Genomic DNA, 17,896 nt, shown 5'->3' on the forward strand with positions numbered 1-17,896 from the left:
AACCTGCAGATTCTCTGCAGGTTCGCGCCGCCTCGGCGTACGTCGGGTGCAGGTTCGCGCCGCCTCGGCGTACGCGGGTGCAGGTTCGCGCCGCATCGGCGTACCTCGGGTGCAGGTTCGCGCCGCGTGGTTAGGACTCGACGACGACCTCGACGCGCTGGAACTCCTTGAGCTCGGTGTAGCCGGTCGTGGCCATCGAGCGCTTGAGGGCGCCGATGAGGTTCATCGTGCCGTCGGCCACGCGGGACGGGCCGAGCAGGATCTCCTCGATCGTGCCGACCGTGCCGAACTCGACGCGCTCGCCACGCGGCAGGTCGGCGTGGTGCGCCTCGGTGCCCCAGTGGAAGCCGGCACCCGGGGCGTCGGTCGCACGAGCGAAGGGCGAGCCGACCATGACTGCGTCGGCACCACAGGCGATCGCCTTGGCGACGTCGCCCGAGCGGCCGATCGAGCCGTCGGCGATGACGTGGACGTAGCGACCGCCCGACTCGTCGAGGTAGTCACGACGCGCAGCGGCGACGTCAGCGACGGCGCTCGCCATCGGGACCGCCACACCGAGGACCGAGCGGGTGGTGTGCGAGGCGCCACCGCCGAAGCCGACGAGCACGCCCGCCGCGCCGGTGCGCATCAGGTGGAGCGCGGCCTGGTAGGTCGCGCAGCCACCGACGATGACGGGGACGTCGAGCTCGTAGATGAACTCCTTGAGGTTGAGCGGCTCGGCCTGGCTGCTCACGTGCTCGGCGGAGACGGTCGTGCCCCGGATGACGAACATGTCGACACCCGCGTCGACGACGCACTTGGCGTACTCCTTGGTCCGCTGCGGGGAGAGCGAGCCCGCGACCGTCACGCCGGCGTCGCGCATCTCGCGCAAGCGGGCGGTGATCAGCTCAGGCTTGATCGCCTCGGCGTAGATCTCCTGCATGCGGCGCGTGGCGTCGAAGCCGCGCAGCTCCGAGACTTCGGCGAGCAGGTCGGTCGGGTCCTCGTAGCGGGTCCAGAGACCCTCGAGGTTGAGGACGCCGAGGCCACCGAGCTTGCCCAGGGCGATCGCGGTCGACGGCGACATGACCGAGTCCATCGGCGCGGCGATCACCGGCAGCTCGAAGCGGTAGGCGTCGATCTGCCAGGCGACGCTGACCTCCTCCGGATCGCGCGTGCGCCGCGAGGGCACGATCGCGATGTCGTCGAAGGAGTACGCGCGGCGAGCACGCTTGGCGCGGCCGATCTCGATCTCAGTCACGGATGCAGTCTAGAGGGGTACGCCGGGTCGGCGGCGCCGCCGTACGACGGGTGGTGTGCGGGCACCCACGCACCGCGCTGAACCGAGATCAGCCGCCGCGCCCCCGGGTCCGACTCTCGCGGGACGTCCTGCAGGGCTCACCTCCGCCAGACCTCGCTAGCGCTCGGCCTGACTCCGGCTCACTCCTCGGATCCCGCGCAGCTGGTCGAGCTCGCGGCGTTCGCGCTTGGTGGGGCGACCGGCCCCGCGCTCGCGGGCGAACACGGGCGCGGCACGCTGCTCCTTCGGAGGCAGTGCCGGCGTGCGGTCCTCGTAGGCGAGCGCGGCGAGCGGTGCACCGACACGCTTGACCAGCAACTGCTTCACGAGGAGGACGTGCTCGCGGGCGCCGCCTGGAAAGGTGATCGTGACGCGCACTTCGTCGCCGATCTTGACCGGCTGCGATGCCTTCACGCGGACGCCGTTGATCCGGATGTGGCCCGCCTTGGCCCCCGCGGTCGCCTGCGAGCGCGACTTGTAGAGCCGCACCGCCCAGCACCACGCGTCGACGCGCACACTGCCGCCACTCCCCTCGGTCATGGACCGAGGCTAGCCCGCGCCGCGTCCGCTCCAACCAACACATTGACGTGTCCCCCACGCCGTCGGGCCGCGTGGCGCGCGGGTAGGTGATGCATCAACGTGTTGGTTCCGGCGCCTCCCGTGAGCACACGTGTCGTCGTACGGCGAGAAGCGTCAGCGAGCGGAGTAGTTGGGCGCCTCGACCGTCATCTCGATGTGGTGCGGGTGGCTCTCCTTGAGCGAGGCCGAGGTGATCCGGATGAACCGGCCCTTCTCCTGGAGGTCCGGGACGGTGGCCGCGCCGACGTAGAACATCGACTGCTGCAGGCCACCGACGAGCTGGTGGGTGACCGCGGCGAGCGGACCGCGGTAGGCGACCCGGCCCTCGACGCCCTCGGGCACGATCTTGTCGTCGCTGGTGACCTCGGCCTGGAAGTAGCGGTCCTTGGAGTAGGACTTCTTGCCACGGCTCGACATCGCACCCAGCGAGCCCATCCCGCGGTACGCCTTGAACTGCTTGCCCTGGTGGAAGACGATCTCGCCCGGCGACTCCTCGGTGCCGGCGAGCATCGAGCCGATCATCACCGTCGAGGCACCGGCGACGAGCGCCTTGGCGATGTCGCCGGACTGCTGCAGGCCACCATCGGCGATGACGGGTACGCCGGCCGGGGTCGCGGCCAGCGACGCCTCGTAGACCGCGGTCACCTGCGGCACGCCACAGCCGGTGACGACGCGGGTCGTGCAGATGGAGCCCGGACCGAAGCCGACCTTGACCGCGTCGGCGCCGGCGTCGACGAACGCCTGCGCACCGCTGCGGGTCGCGACGTTGCCACCGATGACCTGGACGTGACGGGTGGCCGGGTCGTTCTTGAGCTTGCGGACCATGTCGAGCAGCAGGTGCACGTGGCCGTGGGCCGTGTCGGCGACCAGGACGTCGACGCCGGCCTCGACCAGCGTCGTCGCGCGCTCCCAGGCGTCGCCGAAGTAGCCGACGGCAGCACCGACCAGGAGGCGGCCGTCCGCATCGCGGGAGGCGTCAGGAAACTGCTCACCCTTGACGAAGTCCTTGACCGTGATCAGGCCGGCGAGCTTGCCGCGGGCGTCGACCAGCGGGAGCCGCTCGAGCTTGTGCTTGCGGAGCAGGAGGGTCGCATCGTCGCGGTCGATGCCGGCAGGACCGGTGATCAGCGGCATGCGCGTCATCACCTCGTCGACCTTGGTGGTCGCCCACTCGGCGACCGGGGTGAACCGGAGGTCGCGGTTGGTGACGATGCCGACGAGCGTGTTGTCGGTGTCGACGACCGGGAGGCCGGACACGCGGTACTCGCCGCAGAGCGCGTCGAGCTCCTCGAGCGTCTTGTCGGCGGTGATCGTGACCGGGTTGGAGATGATGCCGGTCTGGGTCCGCTTCACGAGGTCGACCTGGTAGGCCTGCTCCTCGGCCGAGAGGTTGCGGTGCAGGATGCCGATGCCACCCTGGCGCGCCATCGCGATCGCCATGCGCGACTCAGTGACGGTGTCCATCGCCGCGGAGATCAGCGGGACCTTCAGCGAGATCTCGCGCGTCAGCTTCGACGTCGTGTCGATGTCGGCAGGGTTGAGGTCCGACTCCCCCGGCAGCAGCAGGACGTCGTCGTACGTGAGGCCAAGCGCAGCGAACTTCTCGGGGAGCTCCATTGGGCCATTCTAGGGGTCGCAGACGAGTCGGTACGACGCGGGTGGGGCGCTCCCGGACGGGGCCCGGCGCCATTGACGGGCCCCGCGGGAACCTCAGGCGGGCACGGGCTTCAGGTCACGCAGCGGGACCCGGACGGTGAGCGTCTCCGCTGCCATCCGGATCCGGCCCCGCAGCCCCGCCGCGAGCACCATCGGGAGCACGGCCTGGTTATCGACGCCGGTCGTCATGACCAGGTCCGTCGCCTGCTCGGCATGCGCCTTGCGGGCCACCTCGCGCAACAGGCGCTGGCCGATGCCGCGGCGCTGGAACTCGGGGTAGACCCGCAGCGACAGGTCGAGGACGCCCGCCTCCTCGGTGGGCCTCAGCCGGGCGACGCCGACGGTGACACCGTCGAGGACTGCAGCCAGGCCGTCCGGCGTCGCGTCCATCACCGGCTCCCCCGACGTGCGGTCGGCGATGCGCACCACGTCCGGCTTGAGCATGCGCGCCAGCACGTCGCCGACGAGGTCCGCCAGGGCGGTGCCACGGGCGATCTCGGTCGGCGTGAACGGCGCCGTACGCCGCAGCTGCACCTGCACGTCGCCGACCACGAGCTCCATGACGTCCTGGCCCGCCGCGGCGTCGCGGCGTTCGGGCTCGGCGTCGAAGAGCTTGGCGACGACCTCGGGGAACGACGCGGGGTGGCTGGAGACCGCCCGCGCCGCCCGCACGAAGCGGGTCGGCTGGTCGACGAGCGCGTTCTCGGTGCAGCGGACCGCGGAGGCGCCGTTGCCCCCGGAGCGCTCGACGAGCCCGGCGAGGTCAGCCTCGCCCCATCCTGACGGCGTACGCAGGATCAGCTCGTCGGTCACCGAGTCGACCCCGGGGAAGATCTGCAGGCCCAGGATGTTCACGCCGGCGTCGCCGCAGTTCTGCGCGAGGACTGCGAGCGCTCCCGGCTGGTCCGGAAGGGTGGCGCGAACTCTCCACAGCATGACGATCTCCCTCAGGTCGACGGGTGCTCAGCCCCCTCGAAAGGGGGACATGACCACCGTGACAGGCCCGGATTGCCGTGCCGGGTCAGGGATGTTTCGCTTGTGCAACCTCGTCCACCAGTGCGCCCGGGGAGGCGAGCCGCGTCACGCGGCGGGCTGGTGCTCCTGGTCGCGCAGGTGCTCCGGTGCCCAGCCCGGAGGGCCCCACAGGTAGCCCCAGCGCTCGCGCCAGCTCCCCGCGGCGCGCACCTGACGGGCGATCTTGCCGAACGCGGCGTACTCGAGCTTGAGGGGGTTGTGGGTCTCGACCTGGACGGTCAGGCCGTAGGTCGGGCGCTGCTTCTCCTCGCAGAACGTGCCGAACATGCGGTCCCAGATGATCAGGATGCCCGCGTAGTTCTTGTCGAGGTACTCCGGGTCGGAACCGTGGTGGACCCGGTGGTGGCTCGGGGTGTTGAAGACGAACTCGAACCACCGCGGCAGCTTGCCGACGAGCTCGGTGTGGGTGAAGAACTGCCAGATCAGGCTGATGCTGAAGCAGACGTAGAGGGTCCACGGCGCGAAGCCCAGCAGGGGCAGCGGCAGGAAGAAGATGACGTCGAACCACGGGTTCCACTTCTGGCGCAGCGCGGTGCCGAAGTTCATGTACTCGCTCGAGTGGTGGCTCTGGTGGGCAGCCCAGCCGATGTTGTGCTCGTGGACGAACCGGTGGGTGCAGTAGAACGCCAGGTCGAGCGCGAGCATCGCGGCCACCCAGTAGCCGATGCTGCCGGTCCCCCACTGCACGGGCGCCACGTTGAGGTAGACCCACTGGTAGAGGAAGAAGGTGAGCACCTTGAAGACCGTCAGCCAGACGATCGAACCCACGCCCATCGAGATGCTCGCCCAGAAGTCGCGCTTGAGGTAGCCCGTGCGGGGCTTCTCGCCCCGGCCCACGCCGTCGTCGTCGAGCCAGGTCAGTGCAGCGATCTCCAGCAGGATCGTCAGGACGAAGAACGGGATGGCGAACGCCACCGGGTTGTGCTCGAGCGACAGCACCTGGTCGAGGTCGTACATCGCGGCTCCCTTTCGGTGATCGAGTCTGTCGATGTTGATATGACTCTGGGGTAAGTTAACCCGTGGTCATATACGTTGTCCAGACTCCCTCATAGACTCCCCCCGTGACCAGCGCCACCACCCGTCCTCCCCGGCCCAACGCCGGCACCAAGGGCGTCGCGCGTCCCGAGCGGGAGGCGCAGATCATCGAGGCCGGCTGCCGCCTCTTCGGCGAGGGCGGCTACCTCGCGACCTCGGTCGCCGACGTCGCCGAGGCCGCCGGCATCTCCAAGCCGCTGATCTACAACTACTTCGGCTCCAAGGACGGGCTCCACGTCGCCTGCGTCAAGCACGCCTCGTCCGTGCTCGTGGGCGAGATCGAGCGCACCGCGGCACTCGGGGCGGTCGGTTTCGCCCGTGCCGCGGTCACCCTCGACGGCATGTTCCGCCTGCTCGAGCCGCGCCCCTGGCTGTGGCGCGTGGTCTTCGACGCGACGGCTCCCCGCGAGGGCGAGGCGCAGGCCTGGCTGGCGGAGCACGAGCGCAGGATCATCGACTTCGGTCGCGAGGGCGTCGCCGAGCTCATGCACCTCGCCGGCAACGACGACGCGCTCGACATCGACGCGATGCGCGCCGCCTGGGAGTCGATCTTCCGCGCCCTCGTCACCTGGTGGCTCGACCACCCCGGCGAGTCCCCCGAGGAGATGACCCAGCGCTGCCTGCGGCTCTTCACCACCGTCTTCGGCGAGCTCGACCTCGCCGGCACGGCCCTGGCCTGAGGCGCTCCGACCCGTTGGTCCGACGCGTTGGTCCGCGGCGTTGGTCCGCGGCGCTCAGTCGCGCCCGCGGAGCAGGGAGACCCGCATCTCCCGCAGCTCACCGCGGACGACGCCGCGCGCGATCGCGGGGTCGGCGTTCATGAGCGCCTCGGCGGCGTCGCGGTCCGGCGCCTCGAGGACCGCGATGCCGGTGTTGGTCGTGCCCAGCGTCGGGCCGGCCAGCACCAGCGTGCCGTCAGCCAGCAGCCGCTGCAGGTGGGCGAAGTGCTCACCGAAGACCTCCGCCTCGCCCTCGGTCATCGTCGCCGCGAAGTCGTCGCGCGGCGGGTGCAGGAAGTAGATCCACTCGGCCATGGCTCAGGCGGCGTTCGGCAGCGACAGGTAGAACGAGGCGCCCTGGCCGGGACTCCCCTCGGCGCGGATCGCTCCGCCGTGGAGCTCCACGATCCGCGCGACCGAGGCCAGGCCCAGGCCAGTGCCCGGGAACTCCCGGCTGTCGTGGAGCCGGGTCAGCGGGCGGAAGAGATCGTCGGTGCGCGCCGGGTCGAAGCCAGCACCGTTGTCGGCCACCACGAAGGTGTCCTGCCGCAGTCCGGACGACGTACGCGCCAGGCGGATCCGCGGAGCCTCCTGGCGACCGGTGTACTTGAAGGCGTTGTCGAGGAGGTTGCGCAGCATCAGGTCGGCCATCACCGGGTCGAGGTGGGCCCGCATGCCGTCCTCGATGTCGAGGTCGATGGACCTGCCCGCTCCTCGGACGAGGGGTTGTGCGATCTCGCCGGCCAGGAGGCTCAGGTCGACAGCCTCGGGCCGGAGCTCGGCGTGGGTGATCCGGTAGACCGAGAGCATCCGGTCGATCTGGGCGTCCAGGCGCTGGCCCGACCGCAGGATCGTCGCGGCGAACTCACGGACCACCTCCGGGTCGGTCTCGTCGACGAGGAGCTCCGCGCAGCCGAGCATCGCGAAGAGCGGGTTGCGCAGGTCGTGCACCAGGGTGTGCATCGCCGACTCGAGGTGGTCGCGCTCGGCCACCCGGCGTACGACGGCGCCGCGGAGCTCGAGGTTCTCCAGGGCGACGGCGGCACTGTTGGCGAGCACCTCGACGAGTCGCACCTGCTCGGGCGTCGGCTCGTGCGGGGTGCTCCAGTAGGCACCCAGGGCACCGACAGGTGCCTCGCGGCGGATCGGCACCATCGCCATGCTCTGCACGAACGTCGGGCGGTACGCGTCGTGCGGCACCCGGTCGTCCACGTAGATGTCGGGGATCACGACGCTCTCGCGGTGGAGCATCGCCCAGCCACTGACGCAGGCGGTGAGCGGGAAGCGGGCGCCCTTCCACAGTGGGCCGACGGCGTCCTCGTCGGCGTAGAAGCACTGGTTGTCCTCACGCAGGACGAACGTCGCCCCGTCGGCGTCCATGAGGTCGCGGACCGCGCCCGCGACGATCGCGGTCACCCTCTCGACGGAGTCGGCGGTCGAGAGCCGCTCCACCACGGAGGTCAGCAAGTGGCCGGTCGCGGCAGGATCCTTCACGCTCCCAGCGTAGGCACTCGGGACGAACGGCGCGTCAGCCTTTCGTCGGTGGTACATGGCCCACAAGAGCCCCTCGGTCGCCGAGAAGTGCGCACTCAGGGCGCAAGGGTTGGCCGTTCGGCGGAAATGGCGACGAGGCGCCACCCCCGAGCGGGAGTGACGCCTCGTCGTACAGCAGGTGGTCAGATCCGTGGATCAGTGACCGTGGCCGTGGCCGTGCCCGTGGCCGCCGGCGGCCTCGGGCTCCTCCTCGACCGGCTTGTCGACGACCAGGGTCTCGGTCGTCAGCAGCATGGCCGCGATCGAGGTGGCGTTGACCAGCGCGGAGCGGGTGACCTTGACCGGGTCGAGGACGCCCTGGGCGACCAGGTCGCCGTACTCACCCGTGGCGGCGTTGAAGCCGTACGACGGGCCGTTGGCGGCGCCGCCCTCGCGGACCTTCGTGGTCACGACGTAGCCGTTGTCGCCACCGTTCTCGGCGATCCAGCGCAGCGGCTCGTCGGCGGCCTTGCGAACGATGCGCACGCCGGCGGCCTCGTCGCCCTCGAGCCCGAGGTCACCCTCGAGCACGGAGACGGCGTGGATCAGCGCAGAGCCACCGCCGGAGACGATGCCCTCCTCGATCGCGGCGCGCGTCGCGGAGACGGCGTCCTCGATGCGGTGCTTCTTCTCCTTGAGCTCGACCTCGGTCGCAGCGCCCACCTTGATGACGCAGACGCCGCCGGCCAGCTTGGCCAGGCGCTCCTGCAGCTTCTCGGTGTCCCAGTCGGAGTCGGAGTTCTCGATCTCCTTCTTGATCTGGTTGACGCGGCCCTCGACGGCGGCCGTGTCACCGGCGCCCTCGACGATCGTGGTGTCGTCCTTGGTCGCCACCACGCGGCGGGCGCGACCCAGGGAGTCCAGACCGACCTGGTCGAGCTTGAGGCCGACCTCCGGGGAGATCACGGTGCCACCGGTCAGGATCGCGATGTCCTGGAGGATCGCCTTGCGGCGGTCACCGAAGCCGGCCGGCTTGACCACGAGCGCGTTGAACGTGCCGCGGATCTTGTTGACGACCAGCGTCGACAGCGCCTCACCCTCGACGTCCTCGGCGATGATGACCAGCGGCTTGCCGGTCTGCATGACCTTCTCGAGGACCGGCAGGAGCTCCTGGATCGAGGAGATCTTGCCCTGGTTGATGAGGATGTAGGGGTCGTCGAGGACGGCCTCCATGCGCTCGGCGTCGGTCACGAAGTAGGGGGACGTGAAGCCCTTGTCCCACTGCATGCCCTCGGTGAACTCGAGCTCGGTGCCCATCGTGTTGGACTCGTCGACGGTGATGACGCCGTCCTTGCCGACCTTGTCGAACGCGTCGGCCAGCAGGTCGCCGATGTGGCTGTCGCGGCTCGAGATCGTGGCCACGTTGGCCATGTCCTCGCGGGAGTCGACGTCGCGGGCAGCAGCCAGCAGCGCCTCGGACACCTTCGCCGCAGCGAGGTCCATGCCGCGCTTGAGGCCCATCGGGTTGACGCCGGCGGCGACGGCCCGAAGGCCCTCGTGCACCATCGCCTGCGCCAGGACCGTCGCCGTCGTGGTGCCGTCACCGGCGACGTCGTTGGTCTTGGTCGCGACCTCCTTGCACAGCTGCGCGCCGAGGTTCTCGAACGGGTCGTCGAGCTCGACCTCACGCGCGACGGTCACACCGTCGTTGGTGATGGTCGGAGCGCCCCACTTCTTGTCGAGGACGACGTAGCGGCCCTTCGGACCGAGCGTCACCTTGACGGCGTTGGCGAGCTTGTCCACGCCGCGCTCGAGCGAGCGGCGGGCGCTCTCGTCGAACGAGAGGATCTTAGGCATCAGCCGATCACCGCGAGGATGTCGCGCGCGGAGAGGATGAGGTACTCCTCGCCGGCGTACTTGACCTCGGTGCCGCCGTACTTCGAGTAGATGACCTTGTCACCGACCGCGACGTCGAGCGGGACGCGGTTGCCGTTGTCGTCGACGCGACCCGGGCCGATCGCCAGGACCTCGCCCTCCTGGGGCTTCTCCTTGGCGGTGTCCGGGATGACCAGGCCGGAGGCGGTGGTCTGCTCGGCCTCGACCTGCTTGACGATGATGCGGTCCTCGAGGGGCTTGATGTTGATCGACACGGTCGACCTCCACTTTCCACGTTGTGCCGGATGCCGGGGACGGGCGTCCGCGGCGAAGTCTTCGCCTGCGAACCGAAGCGCCGTCGCGGGGGTCGCACCGTGTCGCAAGCGTTGGCACACTCAAGGTGAGAGTGCCAGCGACGACGTTAGCACTCACCTCAACCGAGTGCCAGAAGTGGTCACGAGGGCAGGTTCGCGTGACCACACGTGCAGGTTCGCGTGACCACACGTGCGGGTTCGGCGGGGTCAGGACGGGCAGCGGGACCAGAGACCGCGGCCGGCTTCCCGCGCGGCTGCCTCGGCCGCCTGCATCCGCTCCAGGTGGCGGTCGTTGGGCCGGTAGAAGGCGACCCGCGCGAACCCCCGGCGCACCAGGGCCTCGTTGACGAAGACGCCGCGGTCGTTCCAGACGTAGCCCAGCGTGCGGCCGTAGCGATCGTGGAGCTCGCGGTCGGTCTGCAGCCAGGCCACGCTCCCCCGCGGCAGCAGCCGCTCGGTCGCGGCGGTCGCCGCCCGCGCCAGGCACTCGACGGGGACGCCGCGCCACTTCGACTCCGGGGTGTCGATCTCGAGCAGGCGGACCGGGACGTCCTCGCCTTCCGGCAGCACCCCGCGGCGTACGGCGCGGAGGGTGACGGTGTCACCGTCGCTGACCCAGCGGACGGTGGCCCGTTGTGCGTCCTGCGGGATGCCCCGGGGGTCGACGCCGGGCCGGGCGGTCGCTGTCGCCGTCCCAGTGCGGGCCCGCTCTGGAGCGACCGCGCTCGGTGTCGCGCGACCGTTGTCGAGCAGCAGTGCAACCACCACTGCCGCAGCGACGGCCAGACCGGCAGCCGCGGCGGGGACCTCGCCCCGGCGACGACCACTCACCGGAGATCAGCCGAGACCCACGCCCTGACACCAACCCAGGAAGGCGTTCCAGGTGCCGCCGCGGGCCGCGCACTTCTGAGCCTCGGTGAGCGGCGTGGGTGTCGGCTCCGGCGCCTGCGTCGTGGGATCGGGGTCCGGGCCGCCGTCGTCGCCGGGAGTGGTCGAGCCGCTCGTGGGCTTCTTCGTCGGCCTCGGCGCAGATGACGGCTTCGTCGACGTGGAGGACGACGCACTCGCCGACGGACTCGTGGACGCAGTCGCGGAGGCGCTGTCGCTCGCCGAGGTGGTGGGCGACGGCTTCTTCGTCTTCGGCAGCTTCACCGTGACGTTGGTCGTCGGAGCGTCGTCACCGAGCTCCTGGATCGTCTGCGCGCCCGGGATCTTGTTGAACGGGGAGTTGGGGTCGCCCGCGGTGACCTTGATGCCGACGATGCCGAGGAGCAGCACGAACGGCACAGCGGCCAGCAGCCGCCACGCGGTCTTCCCAGAGGTCCCGAACATGGCGACCAGTGTGCCACCGCGAGCGACGCAGTGCCGCGTTCAGGTCCGTGTGAGGTGGACGACGACCTCGTAGTGCCCCGTGTGGGGGAACATGTCGAGCACCCGCGCACGCACCGCCCGCAGGGAGGGCATCGCCGCCAGGTCGCGCGCGAGGGTCACCGCGTTGCAGCTCGAGTAGACGACGTCGCGCACGGGAGAGACCTCGAGCGCGGCAGCCAGGTCGCCGATGCCCCGGCGGGGCGGGTTCACCACCACGAGGTCGGCCTCGGGGAGCAGCTCGCCCATCACGGTGGCGTCGCCGGTGAGGAAGCGGGCGGCACCGAGCCCGAGCTCCCCCGCCGTACGCCGGGCGGCGGCCACCGCCTCAGCGCTGATCTCGACCCCGGTCACCGCAGGTGACGAGGAGACCCGGGCGGCGTGGAGGGCGAAGCCGCCGACCCCGCAGTAGAGGTCGAGCACGCGGGCGGGGGCGACCTCGGCGATCCACTCCGTCGCCTGGGCGTAGAGCGCAGCCGCCATCGCGGTGTTGGTCTGGAAGAAGCCCTGGGGGCGCAGGTGCAGCGGCAGGCCGTTGACCCGCATCGTCAGGGTGTCGCCGTGCAGGAGCAGCTCGCGCTCCCCCTCGAGCACTGCCTTGTGCTCCGGCTGGAGGTTGACGCTGACCACGACCGCGGTCGGGAGCGAGGCGAGCAGCCACGGAAGGTGCTTGCGGATCCGTGCCACCGGCTCCTGCGACCGGAGCACGAACCGCACCATGAGCTCACCGTCGGGCGACTCGGTGGCGATCACGTGCTTGAGCTCGCCGCGCCGCGTCGCCAGGTCGTACGGCGCCAACCCGGCACGGTCGATGAACGCCGCGATCGTCTCCATCGTGGCCACGAGGCCCGGCGTGTGCAGGGCGCAGTCGCGCAGATCGATGCCGATCTCCCCCGCCTGGGCAGCGGCCGAGCCGGGCGGCGCCAGGATGCCCAGCGTCGGCGCAGCGCTCGTGCCGGTGACGACCATCTTCGCCTTGTTGCGGAAGCCGGCCTCGGCGCTCGCGACCGGCGGGAGCCAGACCACGCCGGCGGCGACCTCGGCGAGCAGGCGCTCGACGTCGGTCTGCTTGGCGGCCAGCTGGTCGGCGTACGGCGTGGGCAGCAGGGCGCAGGAGCCGCACCGACCGGCGTCGAAGTGGTGGCAGGTGAGCGTCACGCGGAACCGTCCGAGCCGCGCGCAGCCGCGGCGGTCTTGAGCTCCGCCCAGGCGCCCCGCTGGCGCAGTGTCGCACCGCTGGGGACCGTGCCCGGCTCCTGGGCGCGCGCCCACTCGACGTACGCCGCGTAGCTGCCGGACCCGGGGGTCTCCTCGAGGAAGCGCGCGATGATCGCGAGGACGTCGTCCTCGCTCCACCGCCGTGAGGTGGAGCGGGTCGTGTTCGTCGCGACGCCGGCGGCCGCGCAGGCAGCCGTCCACGAGCCGAAGCGGCGGATCACCAGGGTGCTGGAGCCGGCCGCGTGGTCCGGCGTACGGGTGCGCCAGGCGTCGTAGGCCCCGACAGCGAGGGGCTCGCCGACGGCGGCCGCGGCTGCCCGGAGGCCCGCGGCGAGGGCATCGTCGGAGAACGTGGGAGTGCGCACCGCCACATTCTCCCCGACACGCGAGGCGAGGCAGCCCGACGGCCTTACTCTTCCCTCGTGAGCAGCAACCACGCCGACCGCCGCAAGGGGGTCAGGCGCGCGCTGCTGATGGTGGCGCTGCTCGCGGTGGTGCTGCTTCCGGTCATCGGGATCCGTGTGCTCGGCAAGGAGGAGCCCGAGGCGGTCTCCTCGACGGGCGACGTGACGCTGGGCGCCGGCGACCGGATGGTCTACGTCGTCGAGGGGCACGTCGCGGCAGTGTCGTTCACTGACAACGGCGTCTCGTCCCACGGGCCGCCGGTCGTCTCCGACCTGCTGTGCGCGCGGGTGTACGCCGCACACGGCACCGGTGTCTGCCTGCGCCAGACGACTGCCCTGTCGTGGTCCGCGACGATCCTGGACCGCAACCTGGAGGCGACCAGCACCTGGCCGATGGCCGGGGAGCCGGTGCTCGCACGTGTCTCGCCCAGCGGCCGGATGGTCGCGTGGACGGCGCTCACGAAGGGCACGTCGCTCAGCGGGACCTTCACCGCGGTGACGTCCGTGGTCGACACCTCACGGCGTGAGGAGATCAAGGACCTCTCGACGTTCACCGCCCGGGTCGGCGCCGACCGTCGGGCGACGAAGAAGTACCAGATCTGGGGGGTCACGTTCCGCGACGACGACGCCTTCCTCGCCACGGTGAGCGCAGGCGGTCGGCGCTACCTCGCCCAGGGACGGCTCAGCACGCGCGAGCTCGTCACGATCGCACCCGACGTCACCAACCCCGCCGTGTCGCCGGACGGCAGGCAGGTGGCCTTCGTCCGCATCGACGGCGAGGGCCGCACCGGACGGCTGGCGGTCATGGACCTCCGCACGCGCCGGATCCACCACGTGGGCGAGCAGCGCGGCGTCACCGACCAGCCGGTCTGGTTCGACGACCAGACGGTTGGCTACGTCGTCCGCGACGCAGCCGGCAACGCCACGATCTGGTCGACCGGCATGGGTGCCGGCGCGCGCCCCGCCCTGGTCCTCGCCAACGCCGAGTCGCCCAGCCCCCTCTGACGGACCAGCAGCGATCAGCCCAGCAGCGCCCAGGCGAGCACGACGAGCGCCAGGACGGTGAGGCCGACCAGGAGCGTGCCCGAGAGCAGGAGCGGCAGCAGAACCCACGGGCCGACCTGCGGGTCGATCCGCAGCTCGGGTGGGCCGGCGACCTCCGCGAGGTCGGCCGGCAGCGGGGTCGTGGGCGGGATCAGCCGCATCTCGCCGAGGCGCTGGTAGAGCTCGGCCGCCTGGTCGAGGTCGATCGGCTCCAGGCCGTCGAGGGCGACGAACCCGTCGCGCCCCGGGGCCGCCTCGTCGACCGGCAGCCACAGGCCGGTCAGGTCGAGCCGCTCGAGCACGGGGTACGGCGGGGCGCCCGCGCCGCGGCGTACGGACTCGCGGTGGAGGACGATCGTGAGGTCGTCCTCGTGGCCGGAGCGGTAGTAGCGGCAAGTAGAGGTGTTCATCGGAGAGCGAGGGTAACCCGGCGGAGCGGGTCGCACGCGCGTATGCTGACCTCGTCCGGATGCAGAAGTCCGGAGGTCAGGGCTGACGCCCCCGTCCCCGCAGGGACCGGCCGTCGCCCCGCCAACGCGCTGGCCGCCCCACGGCAGCCTGTCGCCACGCGCGTGTCTGGACCTGATGTCAGGAGCACACTGCTTGTCCACGCAGCCCACCCAGCAGAGCCGCCGTTCACGCGGCGGCCAGCGCCGCAACGGTGCCAACCAGAACCGCGGCGGCAACTCCGCCAACGCGAGTCGCGGCAACACCCGGCGCCGGCGCGACAACGAGGGGATCATCCCCGTGCTGGCGAAGGCCGTGCGCGAGGTGGAGCAGGCGGTGCAGAAGGGCCAGGGGCTCTCCCACCGCTCCCGCTACCAGGCGATCGCGCTGCTGGCCCGCAAGGAGCGCCTGCGGGTCCGCTCCGACGAGGCGATCTCCGAGCAGCAGCGCGACACCGAGCTGAAGCGGCTCGACGGGGTCGCCACCATCCTCGCCCAGTGCGCAGCGCGTGAGCCCGGCCTCTTCTCCCTCCTCGACGAGAACGCCGAGATCGGCGAGGCGACGCGCCACCGCATGGCCGAGATGCTCGAGGCCGCCGGCCAGGCCGCCGAGGCGGTCGCGGTCGAGGAGCCCGCATCGGACGGCGACACGACGGCGCCGCGCACCGATCGCAAGGCGACTCCCCCGTCCGTCGTCGCCGCACGGCTGGCCAACCCGTTCCTCGTCCCCGACTTCAGCCAGGCCGTACGCCGCGTTCAGGGCACGCTCGTCGGCTGGGAGCTGATCGGCCCGCTCCTCAACTCCTTCGAGCAGCCGGTGCCCGGCGCCCCGGCGTGCATGGAGCTCCCCGAGCCGCGCCCGATCCTGCTGCCCCCGGGCGTCGAGCTCATGGACCACCAGGCCCGCCTGCTCTCCGCCATCGCCGGTGGCCACCGCACCGTCCTGCTCGCCGACGAGCCGGGTCTCGGCAAGACGGCACAGTCGCTGCTCGCGGCCGAGGTCTCCGAGGCGTACCCCCTGCTCTGCGTCGTGCCCAACGTCGTCAAGACCAACTGGGCCCGTGAGGCCGCCCGCTGGGTGCCGAAGCGCTCCGTCTCCGTCGTGCACGGCGACGGCAACGACGTCGACGGCTTCGCCGACATCATCATCGTCAACTACGAGGTGCTCGACCGGCACGTCGACTGGATCGGCGAGCACGGCTTCCGCGGCATGGTCGTCGACGAGGCCCACTACATCAAGAACCGCAAGTCGCAGCGGTCGCAGTACGTCGTGGAGATCTCCGAGCGGATCCGGCGCCGCGTCGCCCGTCCCCTGCTGATGGCGCTCACCGGCACCCCGCTGATCAACGACATCGAGGACTTCCGGGCGATCTGGCACTTCCTCGGCTGGATCGAGGAGCGCAAGCCGGGCTCGCAGCTGATGGCGGAGCTCGAGGCGACCGGCCTGACGCCGGCCGACCACCCGTTCTACCCGGCGGCCCGGCAGGCGGTCGTCGACATGGGCATCGTCCGGCGCCGCAAGGTCGACGTCGCCGCCGACATCCCTGCCCGCCGCGTGGCCGACCTCCCGGTCGAGCTCGAGGGTGCCGAGGGTCGCTCGATCCAGAAGGCCGAGCGCGAGCTCGCCGAGCGCCTCGTCGGTCGCTACGACGCGGCGATGGAGCACCGCCGCTCGTCTCCGGTCGCCATCGCGTCGGCCGAGAGCGCCGACGGCATCGACCACGAGCTGGTCCGTCGCGTCGCCGAGCGCGAGGTGGCGGAGGGGTCGGACAACACCACGGGCGAGAACGTCTTCGCGATGGTCCGCCGCATCGGCCGGGCCAAGGCCGAGCTCGCCGCCGACTACACCGCGCAGCTGGCCCGCTCGACCGGCAAGGTGGTCTTCTTCGCCAAGCACCTCGACGTCATGGACGCCGCCGGCGCTGTCTTCGACAAGCGCGAGATCAGGTGGACGACGATCCGCGGCGACCAGTCCGCGAGCGCACGCACCGCGGCCATCGACGCGTTCGTCGAGGACCCCGAGGTGCAGGTGATCGTCTGCTCGCTCACCGCAGCCGGCGTCGGCATCAACCTGCAGGTCGCCTCCAACGTCGTGCTCGCCGAGCTGTCGTGGACCGACGCCGAGCAGACCCAGGCGATCGACCGCGTCCACCGCATCGGCCAGACCGAGCCGGTCACCGCGTGGCGGATCCTCGCCGCGCAGACGATCGACACCCGGATCGCCGAGCTGATCGACTCCAAGGCCGGTCTGGCCGCCCGCGCGCTCGACGGCGCCGAGGAGGAGGAGACCACCACGGTCGACATCCAGGTCGAGACGCTGGTCTCGCTGCTCACCGACGCCCTGCGCTCGCGCTCCTGACCTACGAACTGCGCCTTCGGGGCAGCACGGAGTTCGTGCGGCGCGAAAGCGCAGGTGGTGCACGTTCTGGCAGTCTCGGGGCATGCCGGACCGCACCCCGCCGCTCACGAGCGGCCCGACACCCGTCGCCCACGCCGTACGGGAGTACGCCGCGCGGCAGCCGGGCCTGGTCCCTGCCACCGAGGCCTACATCGAGCTCGTGACGACGCTGCTCGACGACGCAGGCATCAACTACCTGAGCGTCACGGGCCGGACCAAGACGGTGGCGAGCTTCGCGGGCAAGGCCGCGCGCACCGGTCCCGACGGACGCGAGCTCTACGACGACCCGCTCAACCAGATCACCGACGCGATCGGCATCCGCGTGATCACCTACGTCCACCGCGACGTCGATGCCGTCGCGCACGTGCTCGCCGAGGCGCTGGGCATCCTCGATGACCGCGATCTGGGAGCCGAGACCGCGCAGGGTGGCGGCTTCGGCTACGCGAGCCGGCACCCGCTGGTCGCTCCCACCCCCGAGCACACCCTGCCGGCGGCGTACGACGTGCTCGGCTCGGGCGAGGGCGCCCACCATGCGTCTGTGCAGGTCCGCACGGTGCTGCAGCACGCGTGGGCGGAGTTCGAGCACGACATCCGCTACAAGGGGACGATCCCCGAAGAGCACTCGGCCGACTTCGACCGTCGGTTCACGCTCGCGGCGGGGCTGCTGGAGCTCGCCGACCGGGAGTTCTCCGCGATCCGCGAGCAGCTCGAGCGCAGCGCCCCGAAGCACCGCTCGCACGACGACTCCGGCGACCCCCGCATCGCGGCGAAGGAGCTCTCGAGTTTCCTGTCGACGCACTACACCGACGTCGGCTGGTCCCGCTCGGACCACTACGGCTGGATCAGCGGACTCCTGCTCGAGCTGGGCATCACCTCGCTCGACGAGCTCGCCGCGCTGCTCGCCTCGGTCGACAGCGCCGCGATCCACGAGCGGATGGGCTACAAGCACCCGGCAGGCGCCGTACGGAAGCTCGACGACGCGCTGCTGGCGATCTTCGACGAGCGCTACGTGCTGTTGCGGGGCAACGCGCACCGCGCCGACCTGCTCCGGGC

18 protein-coding genes are annotated in these 17,896 nt (G+C 71.1%); 4 read left to right on the forward strand and 14 right to left on the reverse strand.

What is annotated here, in order from left to right; translation table 11 throughout:
- Positions 1-130: 130 nt before the first annotated feature.
- The 5 genes from VLF38_RS14590 to VLF38_RS14610 form a co-directional block, all read right to left on the reverse strand.
- The gene (locus tag VLF38_RS14590; RefSeq protein WP_325271968.1) at positions 131-1,240 is read right to left on the reverse strand and encodes a GuaB3 family IMP dehydrogenase-related protein; all 1,110 of its coding nucleotides are present in this window, start codon (positions 1,238-1,240) and stop codon (positions 131-133) included.
- Between the two features lie 156 nt (positions 1,241-1,396).
- Entirely contained in the window at positions 1,397-1,819 is a 423-nt protein-coding gene (locus VLF38_RS14595; protein WP_325271969.1) for an RNA-binding S4 domain-containing protein, read from the reverse strand.
- A 153-nt stretch (positions 1,820-1,972) separates the two neighbouring features.
- Entirely contained in the window at positions 1,973-3,475 is a 1,503-nt protein-coding gene (gene guaB / locus VLF38_RS14600; protein ID WP_325271970.1) for an IMP dehydrogenase, read from the reverse strand.
- A gap of 93 nt (positions 3,476-3,568) precedes the next feature.
- Positions 3,569-4,450 carry a GNAT family N-acetyltransferase gene (locus VLF38_RS14605; protein ID WP_325271971.1) on the reverse strand — a complete coding sequence of 294 codons (882 nt, stop codon included), beginning with the start codon at positions 4,448-4,450 and terminating at the stop codon, positions 3,569-3,571.
- A gap of 144 nt (positions 4,451-4,594) precedes the next feature.
- Positions 4,595-5,506 carry a sterol desaturase family protein gene (locus VLF38_RS14610; RefSeq protein ID WP_325271972.1) on the reverse strand — a complete coding sequence of 304 codons (912 nt, stop codon included), beginning with the start codon at positions 5,504-5,506 and terminating at the stop codon, positions 4,595-4,597.
- Positions 5,507-5,610: 104 nt separating this feature from the next.
- On the opposite strand from VLF38_RS14610, the gene VLF38_RS14615 reads away from it, so the two are divergent.
- Entirely contained in the window at positions 5,611-6,264 is a 654-nt protein-coding gene (locus tag VLF38_RS14615) for a TetR/AcrR family transcriptional regulator (protein ID WP_325271973.1), read from the forward strand.
- Between the two features lie 54 nt (positions 6,265-6,318).
- On the opposite strand, the gene VLF38_RS14620 is transcribed toward VLF38_RS14615, so the two are convergent.
- From VLF38_RS14620 to VLF38_RS14655, 8 genes are all read right to left on the reverse strand, one after another.
- Positions 6,319-6,618 carry a YciI family protein gene (locus VLF38_RS14620; protein ID WP_325271974.1) on the reverse strand — a complete coding sequence of 100 codons (300 nt, stop codon included), beginning with the start codon at positions 6,616-6,618 and terminating at the stop codon, positions 6,319-6,321.
- A 3-nt stretch (positions 6,619-6,621) separates the two neighbouring features.
- Positions 6,622-7,797 carry a HAMP domain-containing sensor histidine kinase gene (locus VLF38_RS14625; RefSeq protein WP_325271975.1) on the reverse strand — a complete coding sequence of 392 codons (1,176 nt, stop codon included), beginning with the start codon at positions 7,795-7,797 and terminating at the stop codon, positions 6,622-6,624.
- Between the two features lie 195 nt (positions 7,798-7,992).
- Positions 7,993-9,633 (reverse strand): chaperonin GroEL, encoded by a 1,641-nt coding sequence (gene groL / locus VLF38_RS14630; protein WP_325271976.1) that lies wholly within the window; start codon positions 9,631-9,633, stop codon positions 7,993-7,995.
- On the reverse strand, positions 9,633-9,926 hold the full coding sequence (groES, locus tag VLF38_RS14635; protein ID WP_107698857.1) for a co-chaperone GroES: 294 nt from the start codon (positions 9,924-9,926) through the stop codon (positions 9,633-9,635). Before groES ends, groL begins: the two co-directional genes overlap by 1 nt.
- 246 nt (positions 9,927-10,172) lie before the next feature.
- The gene (locus VLF38_RS14640) at positions 10,173-10,796 is read right to left on the reverse strand and encodes a thermonuclease family protein (protein WP_325271977.1); all 624 of its coding nucleotides are present in this window, start codon (positions 10,794-10,796) and stop codon (positions 10,173-10,175) included.
- Positions 10,797-10,802: 6 nt separating this feature from the next.
- Entirely contained in the window at positions 10,803-11,297 is a 495-nt protein-coding gene (locus VLF38_RS14645) for a hypothetical protein (protein ID WP_325271978.1), read from the reverse strand.
- Positions 11,298-11,336: 39 nt separating this feature from the next.
- Positions 11,337-12,491, reverse strand: a complete 1,155-nt coding sequence (rlmC, locus tag VLF38_RS14650) for a 23S rRNA (uracil(747)-C(5))-methyltransferase RlmC (protein WP_325271979.1) — start codon at positions 12,489-12,491, stop codon at positions 11,337-11,339.
- Positions 12,488-12,916, reverse strand: a complete 429-nt coding sequence (locus tag VLF38_RS14655) for a homing endonuclease associated repeat-containing protein (protein WP_325271980.1) — start codon at positions 12,914-12,916, stop codon at positions 12,488-12,490. The genes rlmC and VLF38_RS14655 overlap by 4 nt, the downstream gene beginning before the upstream one ends.
- 57 nt (positions 12,917-12,973) lie before the next feature.
- Here VLF38_RS14655 and VLF38_RS14660 point away from each other — a divergent pair, with 57 nt between their 5' ends.
- Positions 12,974-13,960, forward strand: a complete 987-nt coding sequence (locus tag VLF38_RS14660; RefSeq protein WP_325271981.1) for a hypothetical protein — start codon at positions 12,974-12,976, stop codon at positions 13,958-13,960.
- Positions 13,961-13,974: 14 nt separating this feature from the next.
- Here VLF38_RS14660 and VLF38_RS14665 read toward each other — a convergent pair whose 3' ends face one another.
- Positions 13,975-14,409, reverse strand: a complete 435-nt coding sequence (locus tag VLF38_RS14665) for a hypothetical protein (RefSeq protein ID WP_325271982.1) — start codon at positions 14,407-14,409, stop codon at positions 13,975-13,977.
- 193 nt (positions 14,410-14,602) lie between these two features.
- Between VLF38_RS14665 and VLF38_RS14670 the strand changes: the two genes are divergently transcribed.
- Together VLF38_RS14670 and VLF38_RS14675 are read left to right on the forward strand one after the other, a co-directional pair.
- Positions 14,603-16,804, forward strand: a complete 2,202-nt coding sequence (locus VLF38_RS14670; RefSeq protein WP_325271983.1) for a DEAD/DEAH box helicase — start codon at positions 14,603-14,605, stop codon at positions 16,802-16,804.
- Between the two features lie 82 nt (positions 16,805-16,886).
- A partial coding sequence (locus tag VLF38_RS14675; protein WP_414689407.1) for a GTP pyrophosphokinase occupies positions 16,887-17,896 on the forward strand: 1,010 nt, incomplete at its 3' end.

The organism is Nocardioides sp., from assembly GCF_035481145.1.
Classification (GTDB): Bacteria; Actinomycetota; Actinomycetes; order Propionibacteriales; family Nocardioidaceae; genus Nocardioides.

Excerpts from the sequence above, each read along its gene's own strand:
- VLF38_RS14595 (WP_325271969.1), bottom strand. The coding sequence starts at position 1,819 with ATGACCGAGGGGAGTGGCGGCAGTGTGCGCGTCGACGCGTGGTGCTGG.
- guaB (WP_325271970.1), bottom strand. The coding sequence starts at position 3,475 with ATGGAGCTCCCCGAGAAGTTCGCTGCGCTTGGCCTCACGTACGACGAC.
- VLF38_RS14605 (WP_325271971.1), bottom strand. The coding sequence starts at position 4,450 with ATGCTGTGGAGAGTTCGCGCCACCCTTCCGGACCAGCCGGGAGCGCTC.
- VLF38_RS14610 (WP_325271972.1), bottom strand. The coding sequence starts at position 5,506 with ATGTACGACCTCGACCAGGTGCTGTCGCTCGAGCACAACCCGGTGGCG.
- VLF38_RS14620 (WP_325271974.1), bottom strand. The coding sequence starts at position 6,618 with ATGGCCGAGTGGATCTACTTCCTGCACCCGCCGCGCGACGACTTCGCG.
- groL (WP_325271976.1), bottom strand. The coding sequence starts at position 9,633 with ATGCCTAAGATCCTCTCGTTCGACGAGAGCGCCCGCCGCTCGCTCGAG.
- VLF38_RS14645 (WP_325271978.1), bottom strand. The coding sequence starts at position 11,297 with ATGTTCGGGACCTCTGGGAAGACCGCGTGGCGGCTGCTGGCCGCTGTG.
- VLF38_RS14665 (WP_325271982.1), bottom strand. The coding sequence starts at position 14,409 with ATGAACACCTCTACTTGCCGCTACTACCGCTCCGGCCACGAGGACGAC.